The organism is Streptomyces sp. NPDC048353 (assembly GCF_055587165.1).
Window position 1 is genome coordinate 648,710 of the sequence record NZ_JBVJGU010000001.1, and the last position, 14,209, is coordinate 662,918.

Consider the following 14,209-nt stretch of genomic DNA (forward strand, 5'->3'; position numbering starts at 1 on the left):
GAGACGCAGGGCGGAGCGGATTGAGTTATGCCGGCCATACCCGTCCTCGCCGGGGCGGGCCGGATCCGGGACCTATGTGGCCGAACCCCGGCAGCGGGTACGGATGGTGCGGTCCGCAGCGCGCGAGCCACGCCATCGAGCAGCCCGAGCCGCGGCAGGCCACCGCTGAGGAAGCGTCGCTCCTTGGGGTCCGGAAGCCCGCCCTCGTCACGCACATCCGGCGGACCTACTACAGCGACCAAGCGGCAGCCAGCCCGTGGAGACTGCGGACATCGTCGTGCCCACAGCACTGTGCGAGATCGTCTACGAGATCCCCATCGGCTGACGGACGCTACGACCGACCACTGGCAACAACCGAGACAGGTTGCACACAATGGCTGACTGGCCCCTTCACTGCCCCGAGTGCAACCGATCCATGGAGTGGAAGGGATTCTTCCTCTGCCTGCGCGAGGAAGACGACAAGCGAGTCTGTCGTTCCCTGTGGCGTTGCCCGGACCGAAGTCTCTGGTGGCACTGGGCCGACCGCCAGCACGAACCTCTGGAGCGCTGCCCCATCCCCAACCTGGATCGCTGACGCCCACCGTCGACAACGACGGGCTTCAGGGCAGCAGACAACGGCGACATGACGTTGACGATCTGGGTTGATGACTGGCAGATGCAGTGCTGCGGAGAGAACTTCGCGTCGGGGGATGTTGTCTCGTGGACGCTGTTGAAGGTCGATCCGGAGGACTACGCCGCCGTCGTCGGTAGCGAACGTGCGGATGAGATCGACTTCCGCGAGGAGCATCACGGCCAGGGGGAGGGGCACGCGCCCACCTCGGTGGAGGTGGTGTCGATCGTCGAGGTGCACTGCAGCTACGGCGTACCCCCAGGCGCCACGGACAAGGTGAACTACCCCGTTCCGGGCACGACCGTACTGGTCCCGGTCAAGGCGGCGGACGGGTGGGCGAAGGCCAGGCCGGACGTTTGCTTCGCGGGCTACTTGGTGACCGCACGGCGTGCCTCCGACGAGCCCGACGATGCGGTTATCCCGATCAAGCGGTAGCTCGCCTCAGCTCCGCAGGTCCGGCCATCCGTCCCTGTTGGAGTAGCTCTCGAAGCAGTATCGGGTCGAGCGGTCCCACTCCTCGCCGGTGGCCAGCTCGTAGGCCTTGTCCGGCACGTACAGCAACCATTCGCCGTCACGCTCGCTTGAGGTGTACGGAGCGAACTTGTCGACGTCAAAGAAGACGCTCTCCCACACAGCCTGACCCGCGGCCACCACGGCGCAGCGCGCGTACAGGAACCCGTCGGACGACTGCGGGAACGGACTGCCGAACCGGGCCGTCAGGTCGACCACGGGCAGGGCGCCGAACTTCTCCTGGTCCAGGCGGTAGAGCGCCTCGGCATGCCGCTCCGCGAAACCGACGATGTCGGCGGCGGGACGGCGGCTCAGCTCCTCGGCGAGGCGGTGGCAGCTCTCTTCAGTCGCTTCGCCGTTCAGGGTGGCTATCAGCGCCCAGAAGTCGGCCCATGTCATTCTCACGCGCGCAGGGTGTCAGGGCGCTCTGACATCGACTGCTGACATCAACGACGGTGGACAGCAGCAGTCGCGCCCGGTCAGCCACAGTAGCCGTCAGCAACGCTCCTTCCCCGGCCAGCACCGCCCGATCGAACTCCTAAAGCGGTGGCTTCCTTACCAGCGGCAGCTGCCAGCCGGCGCAGGCCACTAGCGCGTTGCCGTCCTCGGTGAGGAAGAGCAGGGTGGTCCATGTTCGATCGGCAGAATGGATCATCCCTGTGCGCACGGGTCGGCCATGTTCGCGGACGAGCTGTACTGCCCGTTCCAGCCCCAGCGGTTCGAGTCCGTACATCCGCATGCGCTGAAGTCGGCGCTTGAAGACTCCGGCATGCTGGCCTGCGGGCTGTGCCCGGTCTCCCACCCAGTAGGTGGCGCCGCTGCGGAGGGTGGCCAGAGCCATCACGGACGCCTCGTCATGACCGGACAACAGCGATTCCAGATCGTGCCGTTCCATGATCACCCCCGCCAGGATCCTGCGGTGCAGCAGCCCGGTTCCGCAACCCCGGCTGTCGCCCGCGTCCGGTAGCGCCCCTGTGGGACCTGGTGGCGGCGGGTGAGGAGCGTCGCCGTACCGTGCCGGGCGTTGTGCAGCCGGACGAGCGGAGACCGGCGTTCTTCGCGACGCGGGTCAGGGACCTCGCCTGACGGCTCGGGTCGATGGGTGGGGAACCCCTCTGTGGCTGGAGCGGTCAGCTCTACGGCTGAGAGCAGCTACTGGGGCGAGCCTCTGAGGGCATGGTTCCAACGTCGTACTGCACCGGGCAGGTCCATTAGCTTCCCGACGCGCCAGAAGCTTACGGGGCCGTGATCACTCGCCTCAAAGCAGTTCCAGCCCAGAGCCGCTCCGCCGACCTCTGATGGGGTGTCTTCTATCGCGGTGGTGAGCGGAGTGGCTCATGGTGGTGCCAGATGAGGTAGCGGTCCTCGCGGCGCAGTTCGGCGGAGCCCCACTCGATGCGCATGACGCCCTGCGTCATGGAACAGGCGTAGGCCACGAGTACGAGCTTGACGTCCTCTGACAGCAGCGCGAGGTCGGGATGGGCTTCTTGCTCGTCCAACTCGTCGAGGCCCAGGTCGAAGGCTTGTTGCATGGGCTCGGGGCCGTGCCGGCGAATCAGGTCGGCCCGGAAGCCTGTGGCGCGTCGCAGTCGTGCCGCCGTGACGGGGACGTCTTTCTTCGCGTAGCGGAGCGGGTAGATCACATGGTCGCCAAGGATCATGAGCGTTCGTCCCTGTAAGCGCACAGGCGTGGCCTCGGGGAGTGCGGCGAGGCCCACTTCCAGTTCCTCGTACTGCGCGGCGTACAGGCCGTGTCCGTATGCCTCCAGCGTCTGGGTCTGTACTCCCTCGTGGCCGCTGCGGGCTCGGGCATGGGCTCGAACCAAGCTGGCGCGGACCAGGTCGGCTAACGGGCCTGCGGCGTCGCCGAAGGTCTTCTCGGCCCACCCAGTCACGGTTGCCACGGCCTACCGCCCTTCCCCCTCGTGGCACCTGAGTGCCGAGCAGCATTAACGAAACCGTGCAGGCTGGGTGTGAGCCGCGCAAGAGGGCATGGGGCGCATGACGAGGCGCACGGCGCCCGGCGCCCGGCGTCGGTTGCTTCGGGCGGCAGGTGGCCGTCAGCGTGGGGTCGTACGCTGCCGCCATGCGTAGAGGAGCGATCACACAGGCGTCCGTACTCAAAGCCATCGCAGAGTATGACAAGTTGGGGCGGGATGAGTTCCTGGCGAGGTACGGCTTCGGAGAGGCCCGCTCGTACGTTGTGGTGTACGACGGGCGGGAGTACGACTCCAAAGCCATAGCGGGCGTGGCGCACCAGTGGGATCAGGGGCGAGCCCTCAGACCGGATGAGTTCAGCGGAGGCAAAGAGCACGCCGCGGCGTGGCTGAAGCGGGCAGGCTTCCAGGTCAAGGCCGTCAAGAATCCTGACTGGGCCCGGGACGAGATCATCCTTGCCTGTCAGCTCGTGATGGAGAACGGCTGGAAGGGGCTGGACGCTCAGGACGCCAGAGTGGTCGAGCTGTCCGGCCTGCTCCAGCTGCTTCCCCTCCACGCCGAGGCGGAGCGCAACGAGAAGTTCCGCAACCCGAACGGAGTGGCGCGCAAGACGTTCGACATCGCCACGCGCCATCCGCAGTACCAGGGCAGACCCACCAACGGCGGCGCCCTCGACGTTGAGGTGCTGATGCAGTTCCTTGCCCGGCCCGACGAGATGACCGAAGTCGCTCGGCTCCTGCGGCAGGGCATCGCGATCGGCGAGCTGCAGAGCCTTGCGCCGACCGAAGACGAGGAGTTCGACGACTACAGCGCTCCCGAGGGACGGCTCCTCATGCGCCGACATCAGGCCCGGGAGCGGAACAAGAGCCTGCGGAAGAAGAAGATCGCTTCTGTGGTTCAGCGCGGTGGGCGGCTGGCGTGTGAGGCGTGTGGGTTCGACTTCGAGCAGGTCTACGGTGACCGTGGTGCTGGGTACATCGAGTGCCATCACGTCGTGCCGTTGCACGAAGCGGGGGAGGGGCGGACCAAGCTCAGCGATCTCGCCCTCATATGCGCCAACTGTCACCGCATGATCCACCGGCATGCGCCATGGCCGACCCCTGAGGAACTGCGGGCATCCATCGAGCGAAAGCATGCAGCTGACAGGCGTGCCGCGGAAGCCATTGCACGGCCACGCAGGGCGGCTGACGAGCAGATGCCGAACCCGTGATCTGACACCAACTGCTGGCATCAACGTCGGCGCACAGAGGCACTTCCGGAGGGCTGAGGGCGGCAGTGATCGCCAGGGCCGCCAGGGTCTCAGTCGCCGTCGGGCGAGCTTACGAAGCAGGTGTCGGTGGTTCGAAACTGTACGCGCCACCAGGGAAAAGGTCCCCCCGATCATGGCGGGGTCGGCGCCTATCACCTGATGTGAAGTTGCGGTGGTGCAATCACGGGATTGCACCACCGCCGCCGGGGCGGCCGGATACGGGAGCCTTCTGCCTCTATGCCAGGAAGACGGTCCACTCGGGCGGGGTGTCGAAGAGGTCGGTCGTGTAGAGGACGCGCTCGGGCCGCTGTGCGCCGGGGACGGCGAACACGGTCTTGCCGCGGACGCAGTCGCCCGCCTTGATTTTCGCCTCGTAGGGGTACTCGGGCTTGGGGAAGTCGCCGTAGGTGACACCGCTCGGCTCGATGCGGGAGCCGTCGGCGTAGGCGAGGGCCCATGGGTAACGGGTCGCGCCGAGTGTGCCCCTCGTGCTGCACACCTTGAGCTCGATCGTGGCCCACACGTATCCGCTGGTGCCGAACTCCTCGTCAGCGCTGGTCTGTGCTGTGATCCCGCGCTGCTCGTAGCCGAGGACGGTGACGGTGCCGGCGGTGCCGTCCTCGGTGTCCGTGACCTTCATCGCTGCACCGAAGGGCAGCGGGCCCATCGCAGTGGGGCTTCGTGAGGGGCTGGGCTTGGCTGAGGCTGCCGTCGCGGTGGGGCCGGATGTCGGTCGCACGTGGTCGGCACCGCATCCGGTCACGGTGAGGAGGAGGCCGGCGGCGAGGGCAGCGGTCGTGGTGGGGGTGCGCATAATCGTCCCTCGGTGTTGCGGATGAGAGGCGTTCATCATGCGGCGCACGCGCGGCTGGCGGAGGCTGATTGACCATCCATGACACGAAAGCCTGACGGCGGACGTGACGGCGATCTGGTGCGGTCGCGGCACCGCGTGGCGGCCGGCCGGCCGCTTCCGGCCCGCGGCCTGTTCTTACGGCTGGCCGGGGAGGCGGACCGTGATCGAGAGGCCGCCTGTCGGGCGGGGGGTGAGGGTGAGGGTGCCGGCGTGGGTCTGGGTGATCGTGTGGACGATCGCGAGGCCGAGGCCCACGCCCGCGTGTTCGGCGGTGCGGGTGCGGGATGTGCCGCGTTGGAAGGGTTCGATCAGGGTCGGGGCCAGGTCCGGGGGGACGGGAGGGCCCGTGTTCTCGACCCGGAGCAGGCTCGTGTCGTCCCGCGTCTCCGTGTGGACCGTCACCGTGCCGCCGGTGGGCAGGTTGTGGACGAGGGCGTTCTGGACGAGGTTCGTCACCATCCGCAGCAGGAGCTCCGCCGAGCCGCTGGTCCGTGCCGGGCCGCCCGTCACGTCGAGGGTGATTCCGCGCCGTTCGGCCAGGGGGAGCAGGGTTTCGGCGGTCTCCTCGGCGAGGAGGGAGAGGTCGACCTCCTCGTGGGTGAACGTCCCGCGGCCGCTGCGGCTGAGCAGCAGGAGGGCCTCGGTGAGGCCGATCGCGCGCGTGTTCACGGCCCGTAGGCGTGCGATGAGTTCGCCCCGGTCCCGTGTCGGGTCCTCGTGGGCGACCTCCAGGAGCGCCTGGGAGACGGCCAGCGGCGTGCGCAGTTCGTGGGAGGCGTTCGCGGCGAACCTCTGCTGTTCGGCGACGTGCGATTCGAGCCGGTCGAGCATGGTGTCGAAGGCGTCGGCGAGTTCCCGGAACTCGTCCCGGCGGCCCTCCATCCGGATCCGGTGGGACAGCGCACCAGTTCCCGCCAGGCGGGCCGCCGCCGTCACCCGGGTGAGCGGTGCGAGCATCCGGCCGGCGAGGATCCAGCCCCCGACGAGGCCGAACACGAGTAGGAATCCCATCGCCACCGCCGCCGCCGGGACGAAGGTGCGCACGAGGAGGTAGCGGTTGGGAGAGATCCCGAGCAGGCCTTGGGCGTTGTCGGGTACGTAACGCAGCAGGAACCCCCACACCACGGCCAGCAGCAGAGCACCGGCGACGGCGAGGAAGCCGGCGTAGCTGAGGGTGAGCTTCAGCCGGGCGCTGAGCCCCGATCGTCTACGCACCCGTACCGCCGGGTCCGACGGTTCCGGCGCTGCCGGTCTCGACGCGGTAGCCGACGCCCGGCACCGTGGCGATGGCCCACGGTTCGCCGAGGCGCTTGCGCAGGGCGGAGACAGTGATCCGGACGGCGTTGGTGAAGGGGTCGGCGTTCGCGTCCCAGGCCCGCTCCAGCAGTTCCTCCGCGCTGACGACCCCGCCTTCCGCGGCGAGCAGCACCTCCAGCACCGCGAACTGCTTACGGGTCAGGGCGACGTACCGTCCGTCGCGGAAGACCTCCCGGCGGAAGGGGTCGAGACGCAGGCCCGCGATCTCGCGGACCGGGGGCCGGGCGTACGCGCGCCGGCGGTCGAGCGCCCGCAGCCGCAGGACCAGCTCCCGCAGCTCGAACGGCTTGGTGAGGTAGTCGTCGGCACCCAGCGCGAACCCGGACGCCTTGTCGTCGATCCGGTCGGCGGCGGTGAGCATGAGGATCGGGATCCCGCTGCCGGACGCGATGATGCGCCGGGCGACCTCGTCGCCCGAGGGGCCGGGGATGTCGCGGTCCAGGACCGCGAGGTCGTAGGAGTTGACGCCGAGCAGTTCCAGGGCGGAGTCACCGTCGCCCGCGATGTCGGCGGCGATCGCCTCAAGCCGCAGACCGTCCCGGACCGCCTCCGCCAGGTAGGGCTCGTCCTCCACGATCAGTACACGCATGTCCGAAGCCTAAGCAGCGCCGCATATCGATGACGTATGCGCGGGGGCGGGCGGGGTGCTCAGCCCTCCGTGCGCCACCAGCGGCGGGACGCCAGCCCCGCCAGCACGGCCCCGGTGGCGTTGACCAGGACGTCGTCCACCGACGACACCCGGTCCAGCCGCAGCGCGTACTGCGCGATCTCGACCAGGGCCGAGCAGCCCGCCCCGAGCGCCAGGATCCGCGGCACGGACGCCATCGCCGCCCACCGCATCGGCGCGAAGAAGCCCAGCGCGGCGAAGACCAGCAGGTTGCCGACGATCCCGAGGGACCCCATGGTGACCAGGTCCCGCAACGGGACCAGGCTCACCCGCGCGGGGACGACGCCGGCCCCGCCCCCCGGCATCATGGTCAGCCACACGAACGGCACCGTCCCGTGGACCATGCCCACCTCGGCCAGCGACAGCCGCCACGCCGACGGCACGCCGACCGCCCGTCGGCGCCACGCCAGCCCCCCGGCCACCAGCACGGCCAACGGCAGCGTCACCAAGGTCATGAGCACCACGCCGTTGAACGTGTCGAAGCAGCCGTGCCACCGCCCCGCCAGGCACGTCGGAGCCGACATCATCAGCGGCCGCCGCAGGAAGAACAGGGCGCCCGCCACGCCGAGGACCGCGAGGAACGCCAGGCCGAGGGGTACCGCCCCGCGCGCGCGGCGGGGCGGCGGTGCGGAGAGGGGTGCCGTGTGGTTCATGGCCCCATCACAGACCGAGGGCCGTAGTGGTGGCGTATGCGATTTTCGATACGCCCGCGATATGCCACCGGGGAACGCCCGTCTTCGACGGAAGCGCCTAGGTGGCCCGAAGGGAACACCGGTTGTGGTGAACGGTCGTGACGGTTTATCAGGGGCGGTACGGGGTCGTGGCTGCTCGGCGCGGGTGTGTTGGTTGATACGAGGTTCGACCCGTCGGCTTCTCTGTGTGATCCGCCAGTACGGGCGCCGGACCTGGGCGGAGCAGACTCTCTGCCACGACCGCGGCCCGATGAGGCCTCCGCTGCCGGAGGGCCGGCGCGGTCGCGTACCGGACGACGTACAGAAGGGGGCGGCACGATGAGCGTGCAGCAGTATGACGAGATCGGTGAGGCGTTCGAGGGCTTCAAGGCGCTGCCGTTGACGCGGTTCGGCGAGGTGCCGAGCTTCCTCGGGATGGTCGGGGACGTCGACGGGAAGTCGGTGCTCGACCTGGCGTGCGGGACGGGCTTCTACAGCCGCGAGTTCAAGCGGCGCGGCGCCTCGGAGGTCTTCGGGGTCGACATCTCCGGCGAGATGATCGCCGCCGCGCGGGAGATCGAACGGCGCGACCCGCTGGGGGTGCGCTACGAGGTCGGCGACGTCGCCGAGCTGGCGCCGCTCGGCCGGCGCTTCGACGTCGCCCTCGCGGTGCAGTGCCTCAACTACGCTCCGGACATCGCGACGATGGAGCGGATGTGCCGCAACATCCACGAGAACCTGGTGCCGGGCGGGGAGTTCTTCGTCTTCGCGCAGAAGCCCGACTACGGCTTCGACTGCCCGTCCCTGGAGCGGTACGGGTTCCGCTGCGAGCCCACCGGCGAGGAGACCGAGACGGGGCCCGGGGTGTGGGTGACGGCGCTGCTCGACCCGCAGCCGATCAGGATTCGCGCGGCCGCCCCGCGCCGCGAGGTCTACGAACGCTGTCTGGACGCGGCCGGGTTCCGCGAGGTGGAGTGGGTTCCGCTGACGGTGTCCGAGGCCGGTGTCCGTGAGTACGGCGAGGAGTTCTGGGCGGACCTGATCGCGAAGCCGCCGCTGGAGATGCTGCGCTGCCGGGCCTGACCGGCCGGCCCTTCCGGTCCGACATGCGCGCGACCCGGTCCCGGCCCGACCCGTGTCGGCCCAGGCTCCGGGCTCCGGCCTCGATCCGTGTCCGGCCCCGGCTCCCGGCTCCGGCCTCGATCCGTGTCCGGCTCCCGACCGTCCGCCGGCCCGTGCTCCGGCTCCGCTCCGGACGCGCGCGGCCGCATGTGATCGGATGGGCGGATGAGCACTCGGACCCTGTACCTGTTCAGCAGCGCCGCCCCGCCGGTGTTCGACATCGCCCGGGTGGTCGAGGGCGCCCAGGCCGACGGCTGGGACGTCTGCCTCGGCCTCACGCCGACCGCCGCCCGCTGGCTCGGCCCGTCCCTCGACGGGCTCGCGGCGCTCACCGGGCACCCGGTGCGCTGGGACTACGGACTGCCAGGGGAGCCCGACGTCTGGCCACCGGCGGACGCGGTGCTCGCCGCGCCGGCCACCTTCAACACGGTCAACCGGTGGGCCCTCGGCATCACGGACACGTTCGTCGTCGGGGTGATGGCCGAGGGCATCGGGAAGCGGATCCCGATGGTGACGGTGCCGTGCGTGAACGCGGCGTACGTCCAGCACCCGCAGTTCGAGCGGTCGGTGGCGGCGCTGCGCGGCGCCGGGGTGACGGTGCTGTACGGGGACGGCGGGTTCGTGCCGCACCCGCCGGGGCAGGGCGATCCGGCGGCCTTCCCGTGGCGGTCGGCCCTCGACGCGGTTCGGGACCTGCCGCCCCGCACCTGAAGCCGGAGGGGGCGGTGCGGACGAGGTGACGCCGTCTCCGTGAACGGCGTAAGCGGCCTGAACGGCCTGAACCGCCTGAACGGAGAACAAGGTGCATGGCGCGGGCGGCTATCTGATGCCGTCCGCGTCGTTCACGTGGATGATCGGCGGGGCCTTCGGTGCGTGCGGGCCGTCGACGGCGAGGAAGGCGGCGCGGGTGCGGTTGTTCCGGCGGGTGCAGGCTTCGTAGATGACGCGCTGTCTCGGGTTGGCAGCCGTCAGATGGTAGGCGTGCTTCCCGACGAGGTCGCAGTTCCGGTAGGTGACGACCCCGGGGTTGGTGTACTCGTGGGCGACGAGCGCGGGGGAGTGCTGCTGGAAGCCGAGCGCGGTGTCGGAGCAGCCGTCGAAGACGGTGTGGCCGGCCCACTTCGACTCGATGACCTTGGTCGTCGCGTGCCGCAGTTCGAAGCGGACGGCGCGTACGTGGAGGTGCTGGACCGAGTCGTGGTGGCCGGCGGTCGGGAAATGGAAGAAGCGCGACGGGCCGCCGTCGGGGCGCCGGCCCTTGACGATGAAGGAACCGCTCTCGACGCAGATGAACCCGCCCTTGTCGGCGCGGATGAAGTCGCCGTGTTCGTACTCGATCTTGCAGCCGGTGAACCAGTAGTTGAGGAACTGGTCCTGCTGCGGGTGGGCCGGGGTCATGCCGATACGGAGGAAGGCGTCCGCGTAGGCGCCGTTGACGTGGCAGTTCGTCCAGAACATCTCGGAGTTGGTGTTGCTGGCCCGGGGGCCGTCCAGGCCGATGCCCCGCTGCCAGGTGCCGCGCCACTCGCAGTTCGTCCACCCCCAGTCCTGGCAGGCGCCCGTCGACGACGCGTACAGATACGTGGCCTTCGGGTTGGTGGAACGGAAGCTCACGTCGTACCAGCGGACGCCCATCCAGCGGTCCTTGTTGACCAACAGCGGCTCCGGGCCGGTCATCACGATCTCCGAGGCCCGTTTCCCGATGCCCCGCACCGTCAGACCTTGGGCGCGGCCGGCGGCGGGCCGCATGATGCTGCCCGAGACGGTGTACACGCCGGTCAGGAGGATGTCCGTCGTCGCGACGGGCACCCCGCCGCCCGCGTCGCGGACGAGCCGCTCGTCGACATCGGCGAACAGTTTCCGGAAGGCCGCCGTCGCGTCCTTGCCCGGAACGGCGCCGTAGTCCTCGGGTCGTACCGTCGGCATCCCCCCACCTCCTCCTCGCCGGGTCTACCCGTCGCGGAGAACCCCCAGGCCCGCCGACGACGGCGCACGGAGTCACTCGCGCGGCGCGGAAAGTGCCGGGGGAGCGCCGGAGCGGACCGCGAGAGCGCCGCCGTACGGCCCGGGATCGTCGCCGTACGGCCCCGGGACCGCCGCACCGGACCACCTCACACGCCCCCGACCAGCAGGCGGTGCGGCCGCGGCCGAGCGGTTCCCGGGGAGCGTGGAGTACGCCGCGCCCGGCGGCGTCTTCGCCGTCATGCGTCGAAGTCGTACTCCAGGACGTACGACGCCGAGTCCAGCGTCATCTCGTTGAGTTCGACCGCGACGCCCGCCGCCGTGAACGCCGTTCGGCAGATCAGGATGACCGGCGTGCCGTGACCCAGCGCCAGCCGCGCCGACTCGTCGGCCGTCGGCATCCGGGAGCGGATCTCCTCGCGGAAGCGGACGGGTTGGTGGCCCAGTTCGGCGAGCCGCGCGTAGGTGCCGCCGGGGCCGGTGTCCGGCGTGGTGATCGGCGTTCCGTGGGTGAGGCGGGCCGGGAGGTACGACACCGAGAGCAGCACCGGCTTGCCGTCGAGGACGAAGCGGCGGCTGCGGACGCAGACGGGCGCGTCCGGCGGCAGCTCCAGCGCCTCGGCGACCCGGGCGCCCGCGGGCGCCTCGCCGACCTCGATCCCGTCCACCGTGAGCGCCCGGTCCTCGATGTCCGCGGCCCAGACCGAACGGCCGGTGCCCCAGTGCTCCCGCGCGAGCCGGGGGATGCCGTGGCGGCGCAACGGGCGGAAGGTGCGGACGAAGACGCCGGCGCCCTTGCGGGCCTCGGCGAGACCTTCGTTGCGCAGGACGGACAGCGCCTGCCGGGCCGTCATCCGGGCCACCTCGTACGTCGTCATGAGGTCGTTCTCGCCGGGGAGCCGGTCGCCGGGGGCGAAGGCGCCCGACTCGATGGCGGTTCTCAACTCGTCGGCGATCCGCTGGTACTTGGGCCGACGACCGCTGTCCCGGTCAGCCATGGGTGGGCCACTCCCTTCGTCTGCGGGACACCCTACGGCGCACTTCCGGGCGGTGGCGCACGCCCGCGGGCGTCGTCCGTCCGACGCCGGAGGCCGATCCATCCATCGGGGGACATCTCTAGAGATACGTTGACAGGGAGGGGGCGCGCCGCTTCCCTGGGTGTATCTCTGGAGAGCTGGGACGACAGGATTTCCGGGACGGAGGCGATTCGTGCAGCCACTGCCCTTGCCGCTGCCCGAGGCCGGTGACCTCGTGCGCGACGCCGCCACCGGGCGGGTCGGGTTCTATCTGGACAGCGTCGCCGGCCGGTGCCTGATCCGGCCCGTCGACGGCGGCCACGCGTGGGAGGCCGAGCCGACGGACGTGCAGCCCGCCACGCCCCTGAGGGAGCTGAGGGCCCGCGCCGCGGAGATCAACGCCCGGAGCCGGCGCGCCCGCGGCGGATGAGCCCGGTGGGGAAAGACGCAGGTCGCATGCGGGGGCCGGCGGCTGTGCGGGGCGTCTGTCAGTGGGGCGCGTCACACTGGAGGCATGTGCCGCAGCATCAAGACCCTCCGACCGCCCGTCCTGCCCGAAGAGGCCACTGAGGACGACATCCACGCCGCAGCCCTGCAGTACGTCCGCAAGGTGTCCGGCTTCCGCGCGCCCGCCGCGCACAACCGGGAGGTGTTCGACCGGGCCGTGGCCGAGATCGCCGAGGCCACCGCACGACTCCTCGACGGACTGGAGGTGCGGGGCGCGCACCGGCAGACCGGAGCCGCCGGGACGACCGGCGCCACGCGCGCCGCTCACCACGGTCACGCCGACCACGACAGTCATGACGGGCACCACGCCCACGCCGAGAACGGCCGGCACGAGCGGGACGCGCACGGTGACACCGGGGCGCGGGGTGCCCGTCAGCGCGTCAGGACGCCGGAGCGGGAGCCGCAGCCGGACGCCGTATGACGTAGGCCGCGAGGGATCCGGCGAGGAACAGCGCGAGGACCGAGACACCCGCGCTGAACCAGGTCGCGCCCAGCCACTGCCCGCCGAGCCAGCCCAGACCCACGCTGTAACCGGCCCAGGCCACCCCCGCCACGACCGACCAGGGCAGGAACTCCTTGATCCGGCGCTTCGCCGCGCCCGCGCCGAGGGAGACCACCGACCGGCCCGCCGGGGCGAACCGGGCGATCACCACGAGCAGGCCACCGCCCCGTGCCAGCGCCGCGCCGAGACGTTCCTGCGCGACGGTCAGGCGGCGCGAGCGGGCGATGGCCCGGTCGAGCCGGGCCCCGCCGCGCCAGGCCAGGCGGTACGCCACGAAGTCGCCGAGGACCGAGGCCGTGGCCGCGCAGAGCAGCAGCGGCAGCACGGAGGGCACGTCCGGGGACGCGGCCGTGGCGGTCGCCGCCGCCGTGGCGGCCGTGATCACCAGGATTCCGCTCGGCAGCACGGGCAGGAAGACGTCGAGAAGTACCGACGTCACCACCGCCGCGTAGATCCACGGGCCCGCGGTCAGTGACCTCAGTGACCCCATGCTGTCGAGCACGTTCACAGAGGCAGAGCGTACGCGGGGGTGCGGAAGCGGTGGGGGACGGGGTGGGGGCGCGGTGAAGAAGGGGTGCGCCCCCCACCGTGCGCGGGCCGCCCCGAGACGAGGGAAGGCCGCCCCAGGACGGACCGGGCGCCGGCCGCGCGGCCTGTCGGGTCAGGCCGTCGCGGGGGCGCGCTGCTCCTCCGTGCGGGCCGGCTCGGCGGGGCGGGCGCCGAAGAGCCGGTCGAGCGCCAGGGCCCCGGGGCCGGTGAAGACCAGCAGTAGGAACGCCCAGCAGAAGAGCGCCGCACCCTCGCCGCTGTTCTGCAGCGGGAAGAGCGCCTCGGGCTGGTGCACCTTGAAGTACGCGTAGGCCATCGAGCCGGAGGCGACGAACGCGGCGCTGCGCGTCCCCACCCCGGCCATGACCAGGACGCCGGCGACGAGCTGGATGACGGCCGCGTACCAGCCCGGCCAGGTGCCGGCCGCGATGGTGCCGCCACCCATCGCGCCGCCGAGGACGCCGAAGAGCGAGGCGGCGCCGTGGCTTGCGAAGAGCAGGCCGACGACGATACGGAACAGCCCGAGCGCGTACGGCTGGGCGTGATGGAGGCGGTTGACCAGGGTGTTCATGGGGGACGGACTCCTTCGGTCTGTTCCGTTCACGGAGAACGGAACGCGGGGGGACGGAACCGATGAGGTCGTCAGGTTAGGTTGGCCTCAGTAGTACTTGCAAGTTCAACATTCGGCTGAGGGTGCCACTGTGGCGAGCGTCACCCGCGCTCGCGTCCGGCCGTC

Annotated in this window: 16 protein-coding genes and 2 pseudogenes; 7 read left to right on the top strand and 11 right to left on the bottom strand. The window is 70.6% G+C overall.

Features of this window, described 5'->3' with window-relative positions:
* Positions 1-125: 125 nt before the first annotated feature.
* A pseudogene (locus ACZ6RC_RS02865) lies at positions 126-325 on the top strand (GntR family transcriptional regulator); the annotation flags it as partial.
* A gap of 297 nt (positions 326-622) precedes the next feature.
* Positions 623-1,045 carry a DUF6578 domain-containing protein gene (locus tag ACZ6RC_RS02870; RefSeq protein ID WP_469578878.1) on the top strand — a complete coding sequence of 141 codons (423 nt, stop codon included), beginning with the start codon at positions 623-625 and terminating at the stop codon, positions 1,043-1,045.
* A 6-nt stretch (positions 1,046-1,051) separates the two neighbouring features.
* On the opposite strand, the gene ACZ6RC_RS02875 is transcribed toward ACZ6RC_RS02870, so the two are convergent.
* From ACZ6RC_RS02875 to ACZ6RC_RS02885, 3 genes are all read right to left on the bottom strand, one after another.
* Positions 1,052-1,519, bottom strand: coding sequence for a DUF4240 domain-containing protein (locus ACZ6RC_RS02875; protein ID WP_469579421.1), 468 nt, complete (start codon positions 1,517-1,519; stop codon positions 1,052-1,054).
* Between the two features lie 139 nt (positions 1,520-1,658).
* Positions 1,659-2,015: a hypothetical protein gene (locus tag ACZ6RC_RS02880; RefSeq protein ID WP_391141230.1), complete on the bottom strand. Its 357-nt coding sequence runs from the start codon at positions 2,013-2,015 to the stop codon at positions 1,659-1,661.
* 415 nt (positions 2,016-2,430) lie between these two features.
* Positions 2,431-3,024 (bottom strand): hypothetical protein, encoded by a 594-nt coding sequence (locus tag ACZ6RC_RS02885; RefSeq protein WP_391141106.1) that lies wholly within the window; start codon positions 3,022-3,024, stop codon positions 2,431-2,433.
* Between the two features lie 182 nt (positions 3,025-3,206).
* Between ACZ6RC_RS02885 and ACZ6RC_RS02890 the strand changes: the two genes are divergently transcribed.
* Entirely contained in the window at positions 3,207-4,268 is a 1,062-nt protein-coding gene (locus ACZ6RC_RS02890) for an HNH endonuclease (RefSeq protein ID WP_469578880.1), read from the top strand.
* A 274-nt stretch (positions 4,269-4,542) separates the two neighbouring features.
* Here ACZ6RC_RS02890 and ACZ6RC_RS02895 read toward each other — a convergent pair whose 3' ends face one another.
* The 4 genes from ACZ6RC_RS02895 to ACZ6RC_RS02910 form a co-directional block, all read right to left on the bottom strand.
* Positions 4,543-4,947, bottom strand: coding sequence for a DUF4352 domain-containing protein (locus tag ACZ6RC_RS02895; protein WP_469578882.1), 405 nt, complete (start codon positions 4,945-4,947; stop codon positions 4,543-4,545).
* 348 nt (positions 4,948-5,295) lie between these two features.
* The gene (locus ACZ6RC_RS02900; protein WP_469578884.1) at positions 5,296-6,375 is read right to left on the bottom strand and encodes a sensor histidine kinase; all 1,080 of its coding nucleotides are present in this window, start codon (positions 6,373-6,375) and stop codon (positions 5,296-5,298) included.
* On the bottom strand, positions 6,368-7,066 hold the full coding sequence (locus ACZ6RC_RS02905) for a response regulator transcription factor (RefSeq protein ID WP_469578886.1): 699 nt from the start codon (positions 7,064-7,066) through the stop codon (positions 6,368-6,370). Before ACZ6RC_RS02905 ends, ACZ6RC_RS02900 begins: the two co-directional genes overlap by 8 nt.
* A 59-nt stretch (positions 7,067-7,125) precedes the next feature.
* A complete protein-coding gene (locus ACZ6RC_RS02910) occupies positions 7,126-7,797 on the bottom strand; it encodes a VanZ family protein (RefSeq protein WP_469578888.1) in 672 nt (223 codons plus the stop codon).
* Positions 7,798-8,154: 357 nt separating this feature from the next.
* On the opposite strand from ACZ6RC_RS02910, the gene ACZ6RC_RS02915 reads away from it, so the two are divergent.
* Both ACZ6RC_RS02915 and ACZ6RC_RS02920 read left to right on the top strand, forming a co-directional pair.
* On the top strand, positions 8,155-8,898 hold the full coding sequence (locus ACZ6RC_RS02915; protein ID WP_469578890.1) for a class I SAM-dependent methyltransferase: 744 nt from the start codon (positions 8,155-8,157) through the stop codon (positions 8,896-8,898).
* 204 nt (positions 8,899-9,102) lie between these two features.
* Positions 9,103-9,648, top strand: coding sequence for a flavoprotein (locus ACZ6RC_RS02920; protein ID WP_469578892.1), 546 nt, complete (start codon positions 9,103-9,105; stop codon positions 9,646-9,648).
* Between the two features lie 108 nt (positions 9,649-9,756).
* Here ACZ6RC_RS02920 and ACZ6RC_RS02925 read toward each other — a convergent pair whose 3' ends face one another.
* Together ACZ6RC_RS02925 and ACZ6RC_RS02930 are read right to left on the bottom strand one after the other, a co-directional pair.
* Positions 9,757-10,863, bottom strand: a complete 1,107-nt coding sequence (locus ACZ6RC_RS02925) for a hypothetical protein (protein WP_453614861.1) — start codon at positions 10,861-10,863, stop codon at positions 9,757-9,759.
* A gap of 275 nt (positions 10,864-11,138) precedes the next feature.
* Positions 11,139-11,897 carry a GntR family transcriptional regulator gene (locus tag ACZ6RC_RS02930; protein WP_391141081.1) on the bottom strand — a complete coding sequence of 253 codons (759 nt, stop codon included), beginning with the start codon at positions 11,895-11,897 and terminating at the stop codon, positions 11,139-11,141.
* Positions 11,898-12,108: 211 nt separating this feature from the next.
* Between ACZ6RC_RS02930 and ACZ6RC_RS02935 the strand changes: the two genes are divergently transcribed.
* Both ACZ6RC_RS02935 and ACZ6RC_RS02940 read left to right on the top strand, forming a co-directional pair.
* The gene (locus ACZ6RC_RS02935) at positions 12,109-12,345 is read left to right on the top strand and encodes a hypothetical protein (RefSeq protein ID WP_391141078.1); all 237 of its coding nucleotides are present in this window, start codon (positions 12,109-12,111) and stop codon (positions 12,343-12,345) included.
* 84 nt (positions 12,346-12,429) lie between these two features.
* Positions 12,430-12,648 (top strand): annotated as a pseudogene (locus ACZ6RC_RS02940) (DUF2277 domain-containing protein); the annotation flags it as partial.
* Between the two features lie 154 nt (positions 12,649-12,802).
* Here ACZ6RC_RS02940 and ACZ6RC_RS02945 read toward each other — a convergent pair.
* Positions 12,803-13,414, bottom strand: coding sequence for a DedA family protein (locus ACZ6RC_RS02945; protein WP_469579424.1), 612 nt, complete (start codon positions 13,412-13,414; stop codon positions 12,803-12,805).
* Positions 13,415-13,585: 171 nt separating this feature from the next.
* Positions 13,586-14,044, bottom strand: coding sequence for a DoxX family protein (locus tag ACZ6RC_RS02950; RefSeq protein WP_469578895.1), 459 nt, complete (start codon positions 14,042-14,044; stop codon positions 13,586-13,588).
* Between the last annotated feature and the right edge of the window lie 165 nt (positions 14,045-14,209).

Excerpts from the sequence above, each read along its gene's own strand:
- ACZ6RC_RS02870 (WP_469578878.1), top strand. The coding sequence starts at position 623 with ATGACGTTGACGATCTGGGTTGATGACTGGCAGATGCAGTGCTGCGGA.
- ACZ6RC_RS02875 (WP_469579421.1), bottom strand. The coding sequence starts at position 1,519 with ATGACATGGGCCGACTTCTGGGCGCTGATAGCCACCCTGAACGGCGAA.
- ACZ6RC_RS02880 (WP_391141230.1), bottom strand. The coding sequence starts at position 2,015 with ATGGAACGGCACGATCTGGAATCGCTGTTGTCCGGTCATGACGAGGCG.
- ACZ6RC_RS02890 (WP_469578880.1), top strand. The coding sequence starts at position 3,207 with ATGCGTAGAGGAGCGATCACACAGGCGTCCGTACTCAAAGCCATCGCA.
- ACZ6RC_RS02895 (WP_469578882.1), bottom strand. The coding sequence starts at position 4,947 with ATGAAGGTCACGGACACCGAGGACGGCACCGCCGGCACCGTCACCGTC.
- ACZ6RC_RS02905 (WP_469578886.1), bottom strand. The coding sequence starts at position 7,066 with ATGCGTGTACTGATCGTGGAGGACGAGCCCTACCTGGCGGAGGCGGTC.
- ACZ6RC_RS02910 (WP_469578888.1), bottom strand. The coding sequence starts at position 7,797 with ATGAACCACACGGCACCCCTCTCCGCACCGCCGCCCCGCCGCGCGCGC.
- ACZ6RC_RS02915 (WP_469578890.1), top strand. The coding sequence starts at position 8,155 with ATGAGCGTGCAGCAGTATGACGAGATCGGTGAGGCGTTCGAGGGCTTC.
- ACZ6RC_RS02920 (WP_469578892.1), top strand. The coding sequence starts at position 9,103 with ATGAGCACTCGGACCCTGTACCTGTTCAGCAGCGCCGCCCCGCCGGTG.
- ACZ6RC_RS02925 (WP_453614861.1), bottom strand. The coding sequence starts at position 10,863 with ATGCCGACGGTACGACCCGAGGACTACGGCGCCGTTCCGGGCAAGGAC.
- ACZ6RC_RS02930 (WP_391141081.1), bottom strand. The coding sequence starts at position 11,897 with ATGGCTGACCGGGACAGCGGTCGTCGGCCCAAGTACCAGCGGATCGCC.
- ACZ6RC_RS02945 (WP_469579424.1), bottom strand. The coding sequence starts at position 13,414 with ATGGGGTCACTGAGGTCACTGACCGCGGGCCCGTGGATCTACGCGGCG.
- ACZ6RC_RS02950 (WP_469578895.1), bottom strand. The coding sequence starts at position 14,044 with ATGAACACCCTGGTCAACCGCCTCCATCACGCCCAGCCGTACGCGCTC.